We start from the raw sequence: 16,984 nt of genomic DNA on the forward strand, positions 1-16,984 counted from the left end.
CCCTTCTACGCTGATGTCACACTCACCGCTTCGCCCCCTTCCTGCAGCACGGCGCAGAGCACCGCTTCCGCCTGGCGAAAGATCTCGGCCCAAGAGCGGCGAGCCGCCGCGGCGCGCGCCGCCGTGCCCAGACGCCGCCGCAAGGGGGCATCGGCGGCGATCCGGCAGGCCCGCGCGATGAAGGAGTCCTCATCCCCCGGCGGGCAGGACAAGCCGCTCACGCCGTCCTCCACGCACTCGGCCACCGCCGCCTCGTCGTAGCCCACCAGCGGCAGGCCGCTCGCCATCGCCTCGAGCACGACGTTGCCGAAGGTTTCCGTCAGGCTCGGAAAGAGGAAGAGATCGGCCGAGGCGTAGTGCGCTGCCAGATCCTCGCCCCGGCGCGCGCCGCAGAAAACGAACTCAGGATGATCGCGCCGCCAGCAGGCCGCCATGGGCCCTTCCCCCACCACGACCAACTTCGCCTCAGGACGATGCGCCGCAATGGCCTGAAACGCCCGCGCGAGCAGATCGAGGTTCTTCTCCGGCGCGAGCCGCCCGACGTAGAGCACCGCCAGCCCCTCCTCCCCTACGCCCCAGTGCCGGCGCAGCGCCGGATCGCGCCGCGCGGGAGAGAACAGCTCGGCGTCGACGCCGCGCGCGAGCACCTCGACCCGGCGGTATCCCGCCGCGAGCAGGGCGTCGCGCTGGCGCTGCGTCGGCACGAACGTACACTGCGTCGCATTGTGAAAAGCGCGTAGATAGGCCGCGATCCCGCCGCGCAACCAACCGAGGCCGTAATGGGCCCCATAGGCGTCGAAATTCGTATGCAAGGCCGAGGTGAGCGGAATGCCCAGACGGCGCGCCGCCGCGAGCGCCGCCAGACCCAGCGGTCCTTCGGTGACCAGATGCACCCCATCGGGCCGCTTCTGCCGCCAATGGCGCACGAGTCGTCCATACGCCGGCCACCCCATGCGCAAACCCGGATAACGCGGCAAGGCGATCGCGCCCACCCGCAGCGAGGCCACGCCCGCGAGCTCCTCCCCTTCTGCTCTTCCCTGATCCGGCCGCACCACTTCGAGCTCGTGGCCCGCGGCGACCGCCTCCTGCAGCATCCGCCCGACGGTACGCGCCACCCCGTTGATCTCGGGGGGATAGGTCTCGGTGACCACACTCAGACGCAGCCGTCGCTCAGGCATTCTCCCCCTCCCCGGCAAAGCGCGCCCGCAGCGCGGCGAGCCGCTCCTGCAGCGCCGCATCAGGAACGGTCTGCGTCTGCACCAGTCCGGCATAGACACTGCCGTCGTTGCCATCGAGCGTGATCGGCTCTCCCTCGGCCACGACCCGCTCGCCGAAGCGCACGCTGCGCGCCCAGCCGTCGATCGTCAAGCCCTCGCACCCGACCACGCATACCTTGCCCATCTGCCGCGCGACCACCGCCGCGTGCGAGGTGCGTGCCCCGCGCCGGGTGAGCAGTCCCCCGGCCTGGCGCAGCGCCGCGACGTCGGCCGTCTCGGCATCCTGCCGCACCAAGATCACTTTGGCCCCCTGAGCCACTCGCTCCGCCACCCGTTCGGCATCGAGCGCGAGCTCACCGCCGGCAATGCCGGGCGAGGCCGGAATCCCGCACGCGAGCCGCTGCGGCGCCTCCCCTCCCTCGGTGGCCAGGCGCACCGTCGCCAGCTCCTCCAAGGCGATGTCGCGCGTACGCTCCCAGGCGGCGCGCTCATCGATCACTCCCTCGTCGAGCAAATCGAGGGCGATGCGCGCGGCTGCCCGCAAGGTCCGCTTGCCCGAGCGCGCCTGCAGCCAGAAGAGCGTGCCTTCCTGCACCGTGAATTCGAAATCCTGCATGTCGCCGAAGAGCCGCTCCAGCTTCGTCCCACCGTCGCACAGCTCCTCCCATACCTGGGGCAGACGCGCGGCCAGCCGCTCGTGCCCCACGGCATTGCGCCGCCCGGAGACCACGTCCTCGCCCTGCGCCTCGAAGAGGAAATCCACCCACGGCCGCGGCGTCCCGTCGGTCGGGTCGCGCGTGAATCCCACCCCGGCCCCCGAGCGCCGGTCCGCGTTGCCGAAGACCATCTGCTGGATGGTGACCGCCGTACCGAGCGCGTCGTCGATCCCCTGATGCCGCCGGTAGTCCACGGCCTTGGGGGCATTCCAGGAAGCGAACACCGCCCGCACCGCTTCGCGCAGCTGCACCCGCACCGATTGAGGGAACGCCTCGCCCGCCTGCTCGCGGTAGCACTCCAGGAAACGGCGCGTGAGCGCGCGCAGCGTGTCGAAAGCGAGCGCCTGTTCCTCCCGCCCCTGGGCGAGCTCCGCGAGCGCCGCCTCGAACACGCCTGGGTCGATCCCGGCCACCACCTCGCCGTAGCCCGCCACCAAGCGCCGGTAGGAATCCCACACCAGCCGCGGATTGCCGGTCAGGCGCAGCAGCCCCGGCACCGTCTCGTCGCACAAGCCCACGTCGAGCACCGTCTCCATCATCCCCGGCATCGACACCGGCGCCCCCGAGCGCACCGACACGAGCAAGGGACGACGTGCATCACCCAGGCGCCGAGCGGTGAGTGCCTCCAGCGCCGGCAATCCTGCCGTGAAGAGCGCCTCCTCCCACGCCGCGACCGGCCGGTGCGCATAGGGCGTTCCCAGCACCAGCGCCGGCGGCACGCGCAAGCCGGCGCTCGCCATCAGCCACAGGTTCCACGCCTTGTTCCCGAGCTGCAGCACCCCTTTGCTCGGAGGATGGGCCTTGCGCGGCAAAGTCTCCATCTCCCGACGACCAGCGATCAGATAGCACGCCTCGGGCCAATGCGGCGCGTTCATGACGTCACCCCCGTGCGCGCCATCACCATCTGGCGCAAGGCATACCCCACGGCGAGCAGACCGTCGGAGGCTTTCTCCACCGCGGCAGCCATCTGCCCGGCGATCTGTGCCCCCGTGGGTTTCTCGGACATGGTCGCGACGATGGCGCGGCTCGCCTCGCGCGCGAGCTGGTCGCACAGGCGCTCGGCGCGCAGGATGCGCCACAGCGTCTGCAAGAACGCGTCCTCGTCCTCCGCCTCCCCCTGCGCACTCACCGCGCGGGCGATCTCTACGGCACGCACCAGATCCTGAATCGCCGCCAAGGTCGTGTCCGCCAGCCGGCTCAGGGGCTCGCGCGCCCCCGGCGTGAGCCCGGCCAAGGGCCCAACGAAGAGCAGCGAATGCAAAAAGAGCGCCTCCTCGAGCGCATCGGACACGTCGTCGGCATGCTCCATCAAGGCCACCAGAGGCTGCCAGCGGCTGTGACGCTCGGCACGCGCACGCGCCTGCATCAGGAGATGATCGGCCTCGCGCTCCCATTGTTTGCCGCGTTGCCCCTGCGCTTCGAGCGCCTCGGGCCCAGGCTCCTCCTCCAGCACGGCGCAGACCTCGCGCGCGATGGCGTGCGTATACGCCGCATGCTCGGCCAGCAGCTCCAGCTCGAAAGTGCGCTGCCGCAGCAGACGGGCGAGCAGGATGCGCGCCTCGTCGGCGACGAGATCCACCGGTTGGCGCTCGAGCAGCATGCGGCTCGACACGCGCAGCAAGGTGAAGAGGTACTCACCGGCCGCCTGCGGACCCAACACCTCGTCGAGCCGATCGCCGATGCGAAACGCCTCGCCATCGACCGATTCCATGGCCGCGAACACCAGCCGCTCGCCCCCGGCGAGCAACCACCCCATGTGCCCGCACTCCTCCTTGGCCGCCCGGTAGAGGATCTCCTGGGCCTGCGCCTTGCCGACGAACTGCTGCAAGCGCTTGCGCGCCCGGTTCCAGTCGATCACGAACACGATCTTGGCAGCCAGCTCCTCCAGCGCCTCCTCGAGCGCAGCGCGATCCTGCCCGCGAAACACCGCCTCCCCCACCATGTAGGGCCGCCCCGCGTTGAGGCCCGCCCCTGCGGCGGAGGTTTGCACCGTCCAGACGAAACCGACCTCCTCCAGCAAGCGTTGGAAGAAACGGAAACGCCCGCGATGCAGATCCGAATAGTTCAGCCGGATCTCCAGATCTTCGACCGTCACCACCAGCACGTGCACGTCGTTCGTACCGATGTCGTTTTGGATGAGCAGGCGCGCGCCGTCGCGCGTGGCCGCCGTATCCAGCCCCGGGTGAGAGAACTTGAGCGGTGCCGTGCGCCTGAGTCCGCGCATGAACGCCCGCACCAAGGGCCGATCCTCGGGCGCGAGCCCCCAGACGTTCGCCCCGTCGAGCTCCTCGGTGGCGATCTCGGCGGCCAGCGCATTGAGCGCCTTGTGCAGGTCCATCACCAGCAGGTGCAGGCTATCGCCGCGCTCGCGCTCGCCATGCGTCAAGGCAGCGAGCTGCTCGGGTTCCAGCCCCTCCTGCGGATCGAGCGAATGCAAGAATTCGAGCCAGGCATCGCGCCGCGCCAGCAGCTCGGCCGGCCCCGACGGTGCAGACTCGCACACGGGGCGCGCCATCGTCTGCAGATCGGCCGCCACCGCCTCGCACCACCGGTCGAGATGGCGCAGCATCAGCACCCCGTCGGCAAGATAGGCGCTGCGCACCAGCTCCTGCAGCCACCCCGTCTCCGTCACCCCCGCCCGGGCGAACTCGGCCGACCAGTCCGTCACCGCCGCCTGCGGATCACCGGCATGGCGCGCCGCCTCCTGCAGCAAGCTCAGATAGAGCTTGAGCCGGTCATTGGCCGCCAGCGCCGCCTGCACCCAGCCGGGCAACAGCAAGGAACGCTGTCCCAGCGCCGCCACCGCCTCTTCCTTGCGCATCTTTCCCTCCGGCGCGACCACGATGCCCCGAGTCTGACGCGGAAAGATTGCGCAGCGATGACATGAGACGATACCGGGGCCAAGCCTCTTCCCGGCTCTCTAACGCACTCTCTCAGCCACCCGCTTCCCGTACCCGTTAGCATGAATACCTGCAGCGACCATGGCAGGTCGGTGGCGAAAAAGTAAAACAGGGTTGAACTCCATGGTCTCCTCCTTAGACGCACCCCTTTCGACGGGACGTTCGGGAAGCCACGCTAGCAGCCTGCGATTATCGTGTCAACCTGTTTTCAATAAAAATCATGCCACGAATCAAATTTTCAGGTGTAAAAGTAAATGTATTGACATTAACTTTCCCTTCCCCTAGACTGATCCTCGTCGGCGGAATGAAAAGAAAAACTGACGATAAAAGAAGGAAGGGGGGGGAGATGGAGTTGTCGCTCAGCGAAGACCAACAGGCACTGGTCGATGCAGCCGACCGGTTCGCCACGCAAAGGCTGAAACCGGGCTATCGTGCCCGCGAGCACGCAGGACGGATCGAAAGGGAGCTCGCGCGGGAGATGGGCCAGCTAGGGTTCATCGCGCCGGAGCTCCCCGTGGACTTCGGTGGCTCGGGGCTGGATCGCCTCAGCAGCGGCTTACTGCTCGAGAGCATCGCCAGGGGCGATTTCAACGTCGCCTATGTCAATCTCCTCGCCTCCTTGTGCGGGCAGATCGTTGCACAATACGTACGGCCGCTCCTCCATGGCAAGGGAATGGTTGCGGGCAGTGACGGCGGGAGAGAAACTCATCGCGATCGCCCTGACCGAACCCCACGCAGGGTCGGACGCCGCCCGCATCCGGTTGCGAGCGCAGCGCAAAGGCGATCATTTCGTGCTCAACGGAGAGAAGGCCTCGATTTCGATGGCTACCCAAGCCGACGTGGCGGTAGTCCTTATGGCTGAAAGACCAAGAGCTTCCGCACACGGCCGAGGCGGCGATGTGCAAGTGGTGGGCCCCCAAGCTCGCCTGCGAGATCATCCAGCAGTGCCTGATCGCCCACGGTCACGGAGGCTACAGCAACGATCTGCCGTTCGGTCAGCGCTACCGCGACGTGCTCGGTCTGCAGATCGGCGACGGCACCGCCAACATCATGAAGATGATCATCTCCCGGCAGATGCTCGCCCGGCATCGCCCCTAGAGTTTGGCCATGTTGTTATGCAGAACGTTGAGATAATGGATGAAGGTGATGCGATCGTCGAACGACAACCCCTTGAGCGCCTTGTCGTAGAAATCGTGGATCGGTTCGGCAAGATCGGCCCAGAGCTTCTCCCCTTTCGCGGTAAGGCGCACCTTGCGCGAGCGACGGTCCTCCTCGCCGGTGACGCGTTCGACGTACCCCTGGCGTTCCAGGCGGTTGAGGATGCCGAAAAGGTTCTGCCGGCTCACCAGCAGATAGCGGCTGAGCTCACCCACGGTCATCCCCTCGGCCGCCTGCGGACGGGAGAGTGCCCCGAGCACCGACCACTGCTGGGTGGTCACGCCAAACTCGCTCAGCGCCTGCGTCCCTTTGGTGTGCAGCGTGTTGGCCGTCTGAAAGAAACGAAAGAAGAGACGGTTGTTGATCTCGACGATGGCGAGGGTCTTTTCAGGGGTCAGATCCTTCATGGGCAACTCATGGCGCAAAGGCACGCGGCGGGAAAGAATAGGAAAGTATAACCGTAGGGGTCCCGGCACCGGGATCGTGTTCGATACCAAGGAGGAAGGAGGAAGATGATGAAAGGCTTGCGCGACAAAGTAGCGGTAATCACGGGCGGCGGAGGCGGGATCGGTGCGGCCATCTGCCGCCGCTTCGGCGAAGAGGGCACGGCTGTAGCGGTGCTCGATCTCAACGGCAAAGCCGCCGAGGAGGTGGCTGGGGAGATCCGTGCCGCCGGCGGCAAGGCCAAAGCCTACCCCGTCGACCTCACCGTACAGGAACAGGTACAGGCCACGGTGGCGGCGGTCGAGAATGATCTCGGCCCCATCGACATCCTCGTCAACAACGCGGGCTGGGACCGGGCGGCTCCTTTCCTCAAAACCGACAAGGCGCTGTGGGACAAGATCGTGGCGGTCAATCTCTACGGGCCGCTCTACATGCACCACGCGGTGCTGAGCCGGATGGCGGCACGCGGCAAGGGGCGGGTCGTGAACATCGCCTCGGACGCGGCGCGCGTGGGCTCGTCGGGCGAATCAGTCTATGCCTTTTGCAAAGGCGGGCTGGTGGCGTTCTCGAAAACGATCGCCCGCGAGCTCGCCCGGCAGAAGATCAACGTGAACGTCGTCTGCCCCGGCCCCACCGACACGGCACTCTTTCGCGATTTTGCCGGCGAAGGCGAACAAGGAGAGAAGCTGCGCGCGGCGCTCATCAAGGCAATCCCTTTCGGCCGTCTGGGCGAACCCGAAGACGTGGCGGGCATCGTGGTGTTTCTCTCCAGCGACGAAGCGGCCTTCATCACCGGCCAGGTCATCAGCGTCTCCGGCGGCCTGACGATGGCCGGCTGATCCACCCAAAAGGAAGGAGCAAGAAGATGGAATATCAGGACATTCTCTACACCAAGGTCGATGGCGTGGCCACGATCACGATCAACCGCCCGCAGCGCTACAACGCCTTCCGCGCCCAAACCTGCGAGGAAATGATCCACGCCTTCAAAGATGCAGACTTCGACCGCAGCATCGGCGTGGTGGTACTCACCGGCGCCGGTGACAAGGCGTTCTGCACCGGCGGAGACCAGAGCACCCACGAGGGCGGCTACGGCGGGCGTGGTGCCATCGGCCTGCCGATCGAGGAAGTGCAGAGCGTGATCCGTGACATCGCCAAGCCGGTGATCGCGCGGGTGAACGGCTATGCGATCGGCGGCGGCAACGTGCTCGTGACGCTGTGCGATCTGGCGATCGCCTCCGAGACGGCGCAGTTCGGCCAGGTTGGTCCCAAGGTAGGCTCGGTGGATCCCGGATTCGGTACGGCGCTGCTGGCGCGCGTCGTGGGGGAGAAGAAGGCACGCGAAATCTGGTATCTGTGCCGGCGCTACACGGCCCAGGAAGCGCTGGCCATGGGGCTCGTCAATGCCGTGGTGCCGCCCGAGCGGCTCGACGAGGAAGTGCGCCGCTGGTGCGACGAGATCCTGGAGAAGAGCCCGACTGCGATCGCACTGGCGAAGAAGTCGTTCAACGTCGACACCGAGATGATCCGCGGCATGGGAGCGCTGGCGATGCAGGCGCTGCGCCTCTACTACGAGACGCCGGAATCGGCCGAGGGCGTGCGCGCGTTCCAGGAAAAACGCAAGCCCGATTTCCGCAAATACGTCAAATGAGGGCGCGTCGATGATCCGGGACGAGGAAACCTTGACGCTTCTGCTCGACACGATCGCCCGCTTCGTACGCGAGCGTCTGGTGCCGGCCGAGGCGGAAGTGGCGCGCACCGACCGCATCCCCGAGGAGATCGTCGCCGAGATGCGCCGCCTGGGGCTCTTCGGCCTGACGATCCCCGAAGAATACGGCGGCATGGGGCTCACCATGGAGGAAGAAGTGCGGGTGTACTTCGAAATGGGGCACACCTCGCCGGCCTTCCGTTCCTATTTCGGCACCAACTGCGGCATCGGCAGCCAGGCGATCGTCATCGACGGGACGCCGGAGCAGAAAGCCCGCTATCTGCCCCGCCTCGCCTCCGGCGAGCTCATCGGCTCCTTCGCTCTGACGGAACCGGGCGCCGGGTCGGACGCAGCAAGCCTGAGGACGACCGCGGTGCGTGAAGGCGACTGTTATGTGCTCAACGGCACCAAACGCTTCATCACCAACGCCCCGGAAGCCGGCATCTTCACCGTGATGGCCCGCACCGATCCTGCCAAAAAAGGAGCCGACGGCATCTCCGCCTTCCTCGTCGAGCGCGACACACCGGGCCTGTGGGTCGGCCCGCCCGACGTCAAAATGGGCCAGCGCGGGGCCCACACCGCCGACGTCGTCTTCGAGAACTGCCGCGTGCCGGCCGAAAACCTCATCGGCGGACGCGAAGGCCAAGGCTTCAAGACGGCGATGAAAGTGCTCGACAAAGGGCGCATCGCCATCGCCGCAACCGCGGTCGGCGTGGCCGAGCGCATGCTGCAGGATGCGCTGCGCTACGCCTGTGAGCGTGAGCAGTTCGGCAAGCCCATCGCCGAATTCCAGCTAGTCCAGGCGATGCTCGCCGACAGCCAGGCCGAGATCTACGCCGCGCGCTGCATGGTGCTCGATGCCGCGCGCCTGCGGGATGCGGGAGAGAACGTCAACCTGCAGGCGGCCTGCGCCAAGATGTTCGCCACCGAGATGTGCGGCCGCGTGGCCGACCGGGCCGTGCAGATCCACGGCGGCGCGGGGTACATGGCCGAATACGGCATCGAGCGCTTCTACCGCGACGTGCGGCTCTTCCGCATCTACGAAGGCACCACGCAGATCCAGCAGCTGGTGATCGCGCGCAACCTCATCCGTTCGGGGAAAATCTACGGCTGAGTCGCGTCCACGTCCAAGGGTTCGCGCAACGCCAAACCGAGCGCCTGCCGCTCGCTGGCAGGTGCTCGAGTCGCGTACCGGCCGTTCGTGTCTCGCTCATGTTCAGCCAATGCTCCCCATCTCCGCCCGAAAATGCCGCGCGTAGCGCCGAGAGATCCGCTCGGCCGACAGCAATACCGGCACGTCCGCGCACCGGAAATCCGCATCCAGCGCGGGCGCACCGCACAGCCACGCCCCCGCGTTGAGGTAGGCCTTGAGGAGCGCCGGGCAAGGTGCCGGCTCGGCGCGTGTCGCCCCTTCGACCTCAGGCAGCGGCCGGCGCGGCGTGACGCGATATTCGATCGGTGCAGCGCGTTCCGCCCACTGTGCCACAAACAGGGCATGAACCGCGTCGAGCCCCGCATGCAGCGGCACCGACGCCAACCCGAAGAGATAACGGTAGCCGCGCACGTCCAGATAGCTCGCCAGGCCGGCAAAGAGCAGCGCGATCACCCCGCCATGACGGTGTCCCGGCGCGATGCAGGCCCGCCCCACCTCCACCATGCGCTCGCGCAAGGGGTCGAGGCGCACCAGATCGTATTCCTGCTCGGAATACAAGCCGCCCACGCGCTTCGCCCCTTCCGGCGTGAGCACGCGATAGCAGCCGACCACGCGCTGCTCCACCCGATCGCGCACGATGAGGTGCTCGCAATACGGATCGAAGAAATCGCAATCGAGCCCAGGAATGCGGCTCGTCAAACGCGCCCCGAGTTCATCGTGAAAGACGCGGTAGCGCAGACGCTGCGCCTCATACACGTCGAGCTCGCTCGCGGCGAGCGCCAGTTCATAGCGTCCCAGCGCCGGCAAGGTGGCGCGCTGGTGTTGCACGGCAACGGCAAGGGTCATGACGGCTCCTGCGGCACGAGTCCCGATCGGGACGACGGCGGCAGAGTAAGCACGTCAGGTTACATGGTGATGTCAACGGCACATCGCTGCAACCCTTCCCTCACCCCAGCACACCACCCAGGAAACCGCACCCGCCGACCACTGCCCAAGGCGGCACGCGCCAGAAGAGCAGCGCGACGAAGGCGACGAGCGCGAGACAGAAATCCTGCGGCCGCAGGATCGCGCTGGTCCACACCGGCTGATAGAGCGCGGCAAGCAGGAGGCCGACCACTGCGGCATTGACGCCGGCGAGCGCCGCCTGCGTGTGCCGCAGGTGGCGCCATTTCGCCCAGAACGGCAGTGCGCCGAGGATCAGGAAGAACGAAGGCAGGAAAATCGCGGTGAGCGCGAGCAGACCGCCCGTCCAGCCCGCCGGCGGTATCTCGCGAACGGCACCGAGAAAAGCCGCGAAGGTGAAGAGCGGCCCCGGCACCGCCTGCGCCGCCCCGTAGCCGGCGAGGAACGTCTGCGCGTCGACCCAGCCGCGCGGCACCGTCTCCGCCTGCAGCAGCGGCAGCACCACGTGCCCTCCGCCGAAGACGAGCGCGCCGGCGCGGTAGAATGCATCGACGAGCGTGAGCGTGGGATTTTCGGTCAAGTGGGCGAGCAGCGGCAGGACCATGAGCAGCGCGGCGAAGAGCGCGAGCCAAAAGAGGCCCGTGCGCCGTCGCACCGCGATCGGCAACGGCTCGGGCAGCGGTAATTCCCGCCCTGGGAGTAGTGCCAAACCGGCCACGCCCGCCGCCGCGATGACCGCCACCTGCACCCAGGCCAGTGGCGCGAGCGCGACGCAGCACGCCGCCACCGTCATCAGCGTCACGCGCCGCGCATCGGGACACAGCGTGCGCGCCATGCCCCACACCGCCTGCGCCACCACCGCCACCGCCGCCACTTTCAAACCGTGCAAGACGCCGGCGGGAACCGCCTGGGCGTAGTGCGTCAGGCCCAGCGCGAACAGGATCATCGCCACCGCCGAGGGCAGGGTGAACCCGAGCCAGGCGGCGAGCGCCCCGCCGTAGCCGGCCCGCAGATAGCCTAATGCCATTCCCACCTGACTGCTCGCCGGTCCCGGCAGGAACTGGCACAGCGCCACCAGATCGGCATATTCCCGCTCGTCGAGCCAGCCACGGCGCACCACGAACTCCTCGCGAAAATAGCCCAGATGCGCGATCGGCCCGCCGAACGACGTCAGCCCCAGGCGCAGAAAGACGAACAAGACGTCCCACGCCCCTGCCCTTTTTCGTTCCCCGTTCATTGCCCCTCCCTCCACATCTGCGCCGGGCACATCGACCGCCTGGTCGACTCAGGATAGTCGGTGAACGGTTTTTCGGGTATCGCATGCTTGACATCATTCAATACTTCAACAATAATGGAAATATGGAAATGTTACTTGCTGCCGAACTCCTCGCCGCTCTGGGGCACGAAACGCGCCTTGCCATCTTCCGCCTGCTCGTCGAAGCCGGGCCGCCGGGCCGCTATCCGAACGAACTCGGTGAAGCGCTCGGCCTGCCTCCCGCCACCCTGTCCTTCCACCTCGCGCACCTCAAACGGGTCGGTTTGATCCGTCGGCACAAAGAGGGGCGGTATCTGCGCTACGCCGCCGCCTACGAGACGATGGACGAACTCCTCGCTTTCCTCACGCAGAACTGCTGCGGCGGAGTTGCTTGCCTCTCTGGGGCGGCAACCAGACCAAACGAAGAACTTCCCCAAACGACCAGCCCTGCACCCCAAGGAGCATGACGATGACGAAGACCGTGCTCGTGCTGTGCACGCACAACGCCTGCCGCTCGCAGCTGGCGCAGGCCCTTCTCGAACACGAACTCGCCCCCGCAGTGCGGGCGATCTCGGCAGGCACGCAACCGGCGGGCGAAGTGCCGGCCGAAGTGTTCGCCGCGCTGCGCCTCGCCGGCCTGCCGGCCGATGGGCTCGTGCCCAAATCCCTCGACGCCGTGCTCGACGAACCGGTCGAGCTCGTCGTCACCGTCTGCGACGACGCCAAGGAATCCTGCCCCGTCTTCCCGCGTCCGGTGCCACGGCTGCACGTTGCCTTCCCCGACCCGATGGGGCAGCCGCTTGCGCGTTTCCTCGAAGTGCGCGACGAAATCCGCGCCAGGCTGGTGCCTGCCGTTCGCCAGGCTCTGGATGCTGAACGAGGAGCCCGTCCATGAGCGCTCCCGCCTCGCCTTTGGGATTCTTCGAACGCTATCTCACGCTCTGGGTGCTCCTGTGCATCGGTGCCGGCATCGGGCTAGGGCAGGCGCTGCCCGAGGTGTTCGCGGCACTCTCCCGCTGCACGGTGGCCGAAGTCAATTTGCCGGTGGGTCTCCTCATCTGGGTAATGATCGTCCCGATGCTGGTGAAGGTCGATTTCAGCGCCCTGCACGACCTGCGCCGCCACGTGCGCGGCATCGGCGTGACGCTCTTCGTCAATTGGCTGGTCAAACCCTTTTCGATGGCATTCTTCGGCTGGTTCTTCATTCGCCAGCTTTTTGCCCCGTGGCTACCGGCCGGCGAAATCGATGCCTATCTCGCCGGGCTCATCCTGCTCGCCGCTGCGCCGTGCACGGCGATGGTCTTCGTCTGGAGCCGGCTCGCCGACGGCGACCCGCTGTTCACCCTCACCCAGGTGGCCGTCAACGATCTCATCATGGTCTTCGCCTTCGCGCCGCTCGTCGGTTTTCTGCTCGACCTGTCGGCGATCACGGTACCGTGGCAGACGCTCGTCGCCTCGGTGCTCCTCTACCTCGTCATTCCGGTCGTCCTCGCCCAACTCTGGCGCAAACGGCTCATGAAACGCGGCGAGGCGGCCTTTGCCGCGGCGATGCGCCGCATCGCGCCGTGGTCGACGGCGGCGCTCCTTGCCACCTTGGTGCTGATCTTCGCCTTCCAGGGGCAAGCCATCCTTGCCCAGCCCCTGGTGATCGCACTGCTGGCCGTGCCCATCGTAGTGCAGGTCGCCTTCAACGCCGCGCTCGCCTACGGCCTCAACCGCGCCCTGGGCGAGGACTACGCCGTCGCCTGCCCGTCGGCCCTGATCGGCGCCTCCAACTTCTTCGAACTGGCGGTGGCCACAGCGATCAGCCTGTTCGGTCTTGCCTCCGGTGCGACGCTCGCCACGGTGGTCGGCGTGCTGATCGAAGTGCCGGCCATGTTGCTTGTCGTGAAATTCGTGCGTCGCACCCGCGGCTGGTACGAACACCGCACGGTGTGAGCCACGACCCCTGCCCGCCGGCGACGGTAGGCAAACCTCCCTCCCTCGAACCCAAGGAGTTCCATCATGCCCAAACTCGAAGTCTTCGATCCCGCCCTGTGCTGCGCGACCGGCGTCTGCGGCGTCGATGTCGACCCGGCGCTCGCGCAATTCGCCGCCGATCTCAAGTGGCTGGAAGCGCACGGCGTGACGGTCGAACGCCACAACCTCGGCCAGGACCCCGCCGCGTTCGCCACCAATCCGCGCGTGCTGGCGCTTTTGCAACAGGGCAACGACCGCCTGCCGGCCGTTTTTCTCGACGGCGAACTGCTCGCCAGCGGCGCCTACCCCGATCGCCACGCGTTGGCCGCAAAACTCGGCCTAACCGATGTTTCCGCCACCGACGCCCCGGCAAGCGGCACCTGCTGCGCCGCTCAACCCGCCGCCGTCCAGGGCAAAAGCTGCTGTTGAACGCCACCAACAAGGAATCCGCCACCATGAACCTGCTCACCCTCGACACACGCTATCTCTTCTTCACCGGCAAGGGCGGAGTCGGCAAGACCTCGCTCTCCTGCGCCACCGGCCTCTCCCTGGCGCAGCGCGGCAGGAAAGTTCTCATCGTCAGCACCGACCCGGCCTCCAATCTGAGCGAAGTACTCGGCACGCCGGTCGGGCATGCCCCGACGCCGATCGTGGGGGCGCCGAACCTTTTTGCGCTCGATCTCGACCCGCGCGCCGCGGCAGCGGCCTACCGCGAACGCATGGTCGCACCCTACCGTGGCATCTTGCCCGAGGCGGCCATCCAGAGCATGGAAGAGCAGTTTTCCGGGGCCTGCACCGTGGAAATTGCCGCCTTCGACGAATTCGCGCGACTCTTGGGCGACCCATCCGCCACCGCCGGATTCGACCACGTCATCTTCGACACCGCCCCTACCGGTCACACCCTGCGGCTCCTCACCCTGCCGAGCGCCTGGGATGAATTCATCGCATCCACGACCGGTGGCGCCTCCTGCCTGGGGCCGCTCGCCGGGCTACAGCAACAGCGCGAACGCTACGCCGCCACGGTCGCCCGGCTGGGCAATCCGGCCGAGACCACCCTGGTGCTCGTCAGCCGTCCCGAACGCGCCGCGCTGCGCGAGGCCGAGCGCACCCGCGTCGAGCTGGCAGAACTCGGCATCCGCAACCTGCATCTGGTGATCAACGGGCTATTCGCCGACGAAACCGGCGACGATGCCATCGCCCGTGCCATGGCCGAGCGTCACGCCGCGGCGCTTGCCGCCATCCCACCCGGACTCGCCGCCCTGCCGCAAAGTACCCTGCCCTTCCTGCCGCGCGGTACGACCGGGCTTGCCGGTTTGCAGCAATTGCTCTCTGGCACGCCACCCGCCCCGCAGGGGCCGGTAGCGCTGCCGGAAGTCACCGACCTGCCGCCAGGCTTGTCCGCTTTTATCGACGAACTTGCCCGCCAGGATCACGGCGTCGTCCTCACCATGGGCAAAGGCGGCGTGGGCAAGACTTCGGTAGCTGCGGCGATTGCGCTCGCGCTCGCCGAGCGCGGCAAGAAAGTCACCTTGTCGACCACCGACCCGGCGGCGCACCTTGCCGACGCGCTCGCGGGCGAAACCGCCGGCCTCACGGTGACGCGCATCGACCCGGCTGCCGAACTCGCCCGTTACACCTCCGAAGTACTCGAACAAAAGGGCAAGGACCTCACGCCAGAGGCGCGCGCCATGCTGGAAGAAGACCTACGCTCGCCCTGCACCGAGGAAATCGCCGTCTTCCGCGCCTTCGCCCACACCGTGGCCGGCGGTACCTCCGGTTTCGTCGTGCTTGACACGGCACCTACCGGCCATACCATTCTGTTGCTCGACGCGACCGAGGCTTACCACCGCGAAGTCCTGCGCACCCAGGGCGACCTGCCCGAAGCGGTGCGCGAACTGCTGCCGCGCCTGCGCGACCCTGACTTCACGCACGTCTGCATCGTCACCCTACCGGAATCCACGCCGGTTTCCGAAGCCGAGGCGCTCGAAGCCGACCTCGAGCGCGCCGGCATCCACCCCTTCGGCTGGGTGATCAACCAGTCGCTGCTCGCGAGCGGCACGCGCCATCCGTGCCTTGCCGAACGCGCCGCCTACGAACTGCCCTTCATCCGCCGCGTACAGCAACACACACGCGGCCGCTGCGTGCTGATTCCGTGGTTCGCCCGAGAGCCGGTCGGCCGCGACGGTCTGTGGCAGCTCGTCGATGCCGGGGAAAAGAGCCGTTACTGCGCTGCGGCCTGAGGCAGGAAAAGAAAAGGGACGCCTCGTTGCACCGAACGCCCCTTTCCACGCTCACCACCAGTATGTGGGATACGCTCGCCCCGTGCGCAAGTTATTGACGATCAACGCCACCCCGACCAGGGCGAGCGCCCCGCATAAGGTCGGCGTGAGCAAGAACGGCCACGACGCCCCCGAGAGCATGACGATGACCGGGTTCGAGCCGGCCGGCGGATGGACGGTACGGGTGAGTTGCATCCCGGCGATCGTGCAGCCCGCCGCCAGCGCCATGCTCCACCAAGCATCCCCGAGCAGATGCAGGAACACCAAGCCCACGAGTGAAGCGAGCAAGTGGCCACCGATCACGTTGCGCGGCTGGGAAAAGGGGCTATCGGGAAATCCAAAGAGCAACACGCAACTGGCGCCGAACGAACCCAGAACGAGCGGCAGCTGCGCCCGGCTCGAAGCATAGGCCACCACGGCGATCGCGATTGCCCCCCGAGTCCGGCCCAAGCGATATCCCCCAAAGGGGCTCGCGGCGGGCATACGGCACCGCCAATTTTCCATTTGCTGACGAATCCGATCATGAGGGGCTCCCAAGGCGTCGTCGAAAGATGGCGTGCAAGAGACACGAAACTGATAATACAGACCTGTCTGTATATGTCAACTTGGGCTTGCCCTTCTCTTCCCATATACTTCACCTTGCCTGCCACAGCGATGCTTCCGATGCGCGACACCCGCCAGCTCCTACTCGATACGGCCGAGCGCCTTTTCTACGCTCACGGCTACCACGCCGTCGGCATCGATCGGATCGTGGCCGAATCCGGCGTCTCCAAGATGACGCTCTACAAACACTTTCCCTCGAAGGACGCCCTGATCGCCGCCGTCCTCGAGCGACGCGACGCAGCGTTTCGCGCTGCGATGGATGCCTTCGTCGCCTCGTTCGACTCACCTTGGGAACGACTCGAAGCGGTGTTCGTCTGGCACGAACGCTGGTTCAACGAACCCACCTTCAACGGCTGCATGTTCATCAGCGCCGCGGCGGAGTATCCAGCACCGGATGATCCGATCCACCTCGCCGCCAAGGCTCACAAGGAAGCGATCCGAAAGAAGATCAAAGAGATCGTGTCACCACTCACCGAGGAATCCGCCGCCGGACGCCTCGCTGCACAAGTACTCTTGCTCCTCGAAGGAGCCATCGTGACGGCGCTCGTGCTCGGAGAGAAAGATTCCCCTCGCAGCGCCTGGCAAGCAACCCAGACCATCCTGGCGCAGAGCAGACCGAAGACGACAGCACCGACCGTTTCGGCTGATTCGTCCACCCCGCGGCACGATGCGTTATCATGAATGCTTCGCAT

Annotated in this window: 16 protein-coding genes and 1 pseudogene; 10 read left to right on the forward strand and 7 right to left on the reverse strand. The window is 66.7% G+C overall.

The features are described 5' to 3' along the window. Positions 1 to 5: 5 nt before the first annotated feature. The 3 genes from ASC37_RS04800 to ASC37_RS04810 are packed head-to-tail and all read right to left on the reverse strand — an operon-like array spanning position 6 to position 4,754. Positions 6 to 1,178, reverse strand: coding sequence for a glycosyltransferase family 4 protein (locus ASC37_RS04800; RefSeq protein WP_055423292.1), 1,173 nt, complete (start codon positions 1,176 to 1,178; stop codon positions 6 to 8). After that, positions 1,171 to 2,808 carry a PEP/pyruvate-binding domain-containing protein gene (locus ASC37_RS04805; RefSeq protein ID WP_055423293.1) on the reverse strand — a complete coding sequence of 546 codons (1,638 nt, stop codon included), beginning with the start codon at positions 2,806 to 2,808 and terminating at the stop codon, positions 1,171 to 1,173. Before ASC37_RS04805 ends, ASC37_RS04800 begins: the two co-directional genes overlap by 8 nt. Then, the gene (locus ASC37_RS04810; protein WP_055423294.1) at positions 2,805 to 4,754 is read right to left on the reverse strand and encodes a hypothetical protein; all 1,950 of its coding nucleotides are present in this window, start codon (positions 4,752 to 4,754) and stop codon (positions 2,805 to 2,807) included. The genes ASC37_RS04805 and ASC37_RS04810 overlap by 4 nt, the downstream gene beginning before the upstream one ends. A gap of 425 nt (positions 4,755 to 5,179) precedes the next feature. Between ASC37_RS04810 and ASC37_RS11245 the strand changes: the two are divergent. Beyond that, a pseudogene (locus tag ASC37_RS11245) lies at positions 5,180 to 5,931 on the forward strand (acyl-CoA dehydrogenase family protein). Here the strand turns inward: ASC37_RS11245 and ASC37_RS04825 are convergent. After that, the gene (locus ASC37_RS04825) at positions 5,928 to 6,398 is read right to left on the reverse strand and encodes a MarR family winged helix-turn-helix transcriptional regulator (RefSeq protein WP_055423297.1); all 471 of its coding nucleotides are present in this window, start codon (positions 6,396 to 6,398) and stop codon (positions 5,928 to 5,930) included. The pseudogene ASC37_RS11245 and the gene ASC37_RS04825 overlap by 4 nt on opposite strands. A gap of 108 nt (positions 6,399 to 6,506) precedes the next feature. Between ASC37_RS04825 and ASC37_RS04830 the strand changes: the two genes are divergently transcribed. The 3 genes from ASC37_RS04830 to ASC37_RS04840 are packed head-to-tail and all read left to right on the forward strand — an operon-like array spanning position 6,507 to position 9,254. Beyond that, positions 6,507 to 7,274 carry a glucose 1-dehydrogenase gene (locus ASC37_RS04830; protein ID WP_055423298.1) on the forward strand — a complete coding sequence of 256 codons (768 nt, stop codon included), beginning with the start codon at positions 6,507 to 6,509 and terminating at the stop codon, positions 7,272 to 7,274. 26 nt (positions 7,275 to 7,300) lie between these two features. After that, positions 7,301 to 8,083, forward strand: coding sequence for a 2-ketocyclohexanecarboxyl-CoA hydrolase (badI, locus tag ASC37_RS04835; RefSeq protein WP_055423299.1), 783 nt, complete (start codon positions 7,301 to 7,303; stop codon positions 8,081 to 8,083). Between the two features lie 10 nt (positions 8,084 to 8,093). Then, positions 8,094 to 9,254 carry an acyl-CoA dehydrogenase family protein gene (locus tag ASC37_RS04840; protein ID WP_055423300.1) on the forward strand — a complete coding sequence of 387 codons (1,161 nt, stop codon included), beginning with the start codon at positions 8,094 to 8,096 and terminating at the stop codon, positions 9,252 to 9,254. A 102-nt stretch (positions 9,255 to 9,356) separates the two neighbouring features. Here ASC37_RS04840 and ASC37_RS04845 read toward each other — a convergent pair whose 3' ends face one another. After that, positions 9,357 to 10,139 carry a GNAT family N-acetyltransferase gene (locus tag ASC37_RS04845; protein ID WP_082438377.1) on the reverse strand — a complete coding sequence of 261 codons (783 nt, stop codon included), beginning with the start codon at positions 10,137 to 10,139 and terminating at the stop codon, positions 9,357 to 9,359. A gap of 100 nt (positions 10,140 to 10,239) precedes the next feature. Continuing rightward, complete coding sequence (gene chrA, locus ASC37_RS04850) at positions 10,240 to 11,433, reverse strand: chromate efflux transporter (protein WP_055423301.1); 1,194 nt, start codon at positions 11,431 to 11,433, stop codon at positions 10,240 to 10,242. A 128-nt stretch (positions 11,434 to 11,561) separates the two neighbouring features. Here chrA and ASC37_RS04855 point away from each other — a divergent pair, with 128 nt between their 5' ends. The 5 genes from ASC37_RS04855 to arsA all read left to right on the forward strand — a co-directional run bounded on the left by ASC37_RS04855 (position 11,562) and on the right by arsA (position 15,650). Then, the gene (locus ASC37_RS04855) at positions 11,562 to 11,918 is read left to right on the forward strand and encodes an ArsR/SmtB family transcription factor (RefSeq protein WP_072247926.1); all 357 of its coding nucleotides are present in this window, start codon (positions 11,562 to 11,564) and stop codon (positions 11,916 to 11,918) included. After that, complete coding sequence (locus tag ASC37_RS04860; RefSeq protein WP_055423302.1) at positions 11,915 to 12,346, forward strand: arsenate reductase ArsC; 432 nt, start codon at positions 11,915 to 11,917, stop codon at positions 12,344 to 12,346. Before ASC37_RS04855 ends, ASC37_RS04860 begins: the two co-directional genes overlap by 4 nt. Continuing rightward, positions 12,343 to 13,389: an ACR3 family arsenite efflux transporter gene (gene arsB, locus ASC37_RS04865; RefSeq protein WP_055423303.1), complete on the forward strand. Its 1,047-nt coding sequence runs from the start codon at positions 12,343 to 12,345 to the stop codon at positions 13,387 to 13,389. The genes ASC37_RS04860 and arsB overlap by 4 nt, the downstream gene beginning before the upstream one ends. A gap of 66 nt (positions 13,390 to 13,455) precedes the next feature. After that, a complete protein-coding gene (gene arsD, locus ASC37_RS04870) occupies positions 13,456 to 13,839 on the forward strand; it encodes an arsenite efflux transporter metallochaperone ArsD (RefSeq protein WP_055423304.1) in 384 nt (127 codons plus the stop codon). 26 nt (positions 13,840 to 13,865) lie between these two features. Next, positions 13,866 to 15,650: an arsenical pump-driving ATPase gene (gene arsA / locus ASC37_RS04875; protein WP_055423305.1), complete on the forward strand. Its 1,785-nt coding sequence runs from the start codon at positions 13,866 to 13,868 to the stop codon at positions 15,648 to 15,650. A gap of 51 nt (positions 15,651 to 15,701) precedes the next feature. Here the strand turns inward: arsA and ASC37_RS04880 are convergent, their stop codons facing one another. After that, on the reverse strand, positions 15,702 to 16,139 hold the full coding sequence (locus tag ASC37_RS04880) for an HPP family protein (protein ID WP_198289008.1): 438 nt from the start codon (positions 16,137 to 16,139) through the stop codon (positions 15,702 to 15,704). Positions 16,140 to 16,352: 213 nt separating this feature from the next. On the opposite strand from ASC37_RS04880, the gene ASC37_RS04885 reads away from it, so the two are divergent. After that, positions 16,353 to 16,973 (forward strand): TetR/AcrR family transcriptional regulator, encoded by a 621-nt coding sequence (locus tag ASC37_RS04885; RefSeq protein WP_055423306.1) that lies wholly within the window; start codon positions 16,353 to 16,355, stop codon positions 16,971 to 16,973. Positions 16,974 to 16,984 lie beyond the last annotated feature (11 nt).

It is taken from the genome of Tepidiphilus thermophilus (assembly GCF_001418245.1).
GTDB classification, from domain to species: domain Bacteria; phylum Pseudomonadota; class Gammaproteobacteria; order Burkholderiales; family Rhodocyclaceae; genus Tepidiphilus; species Tepidiphilus succinatimandens.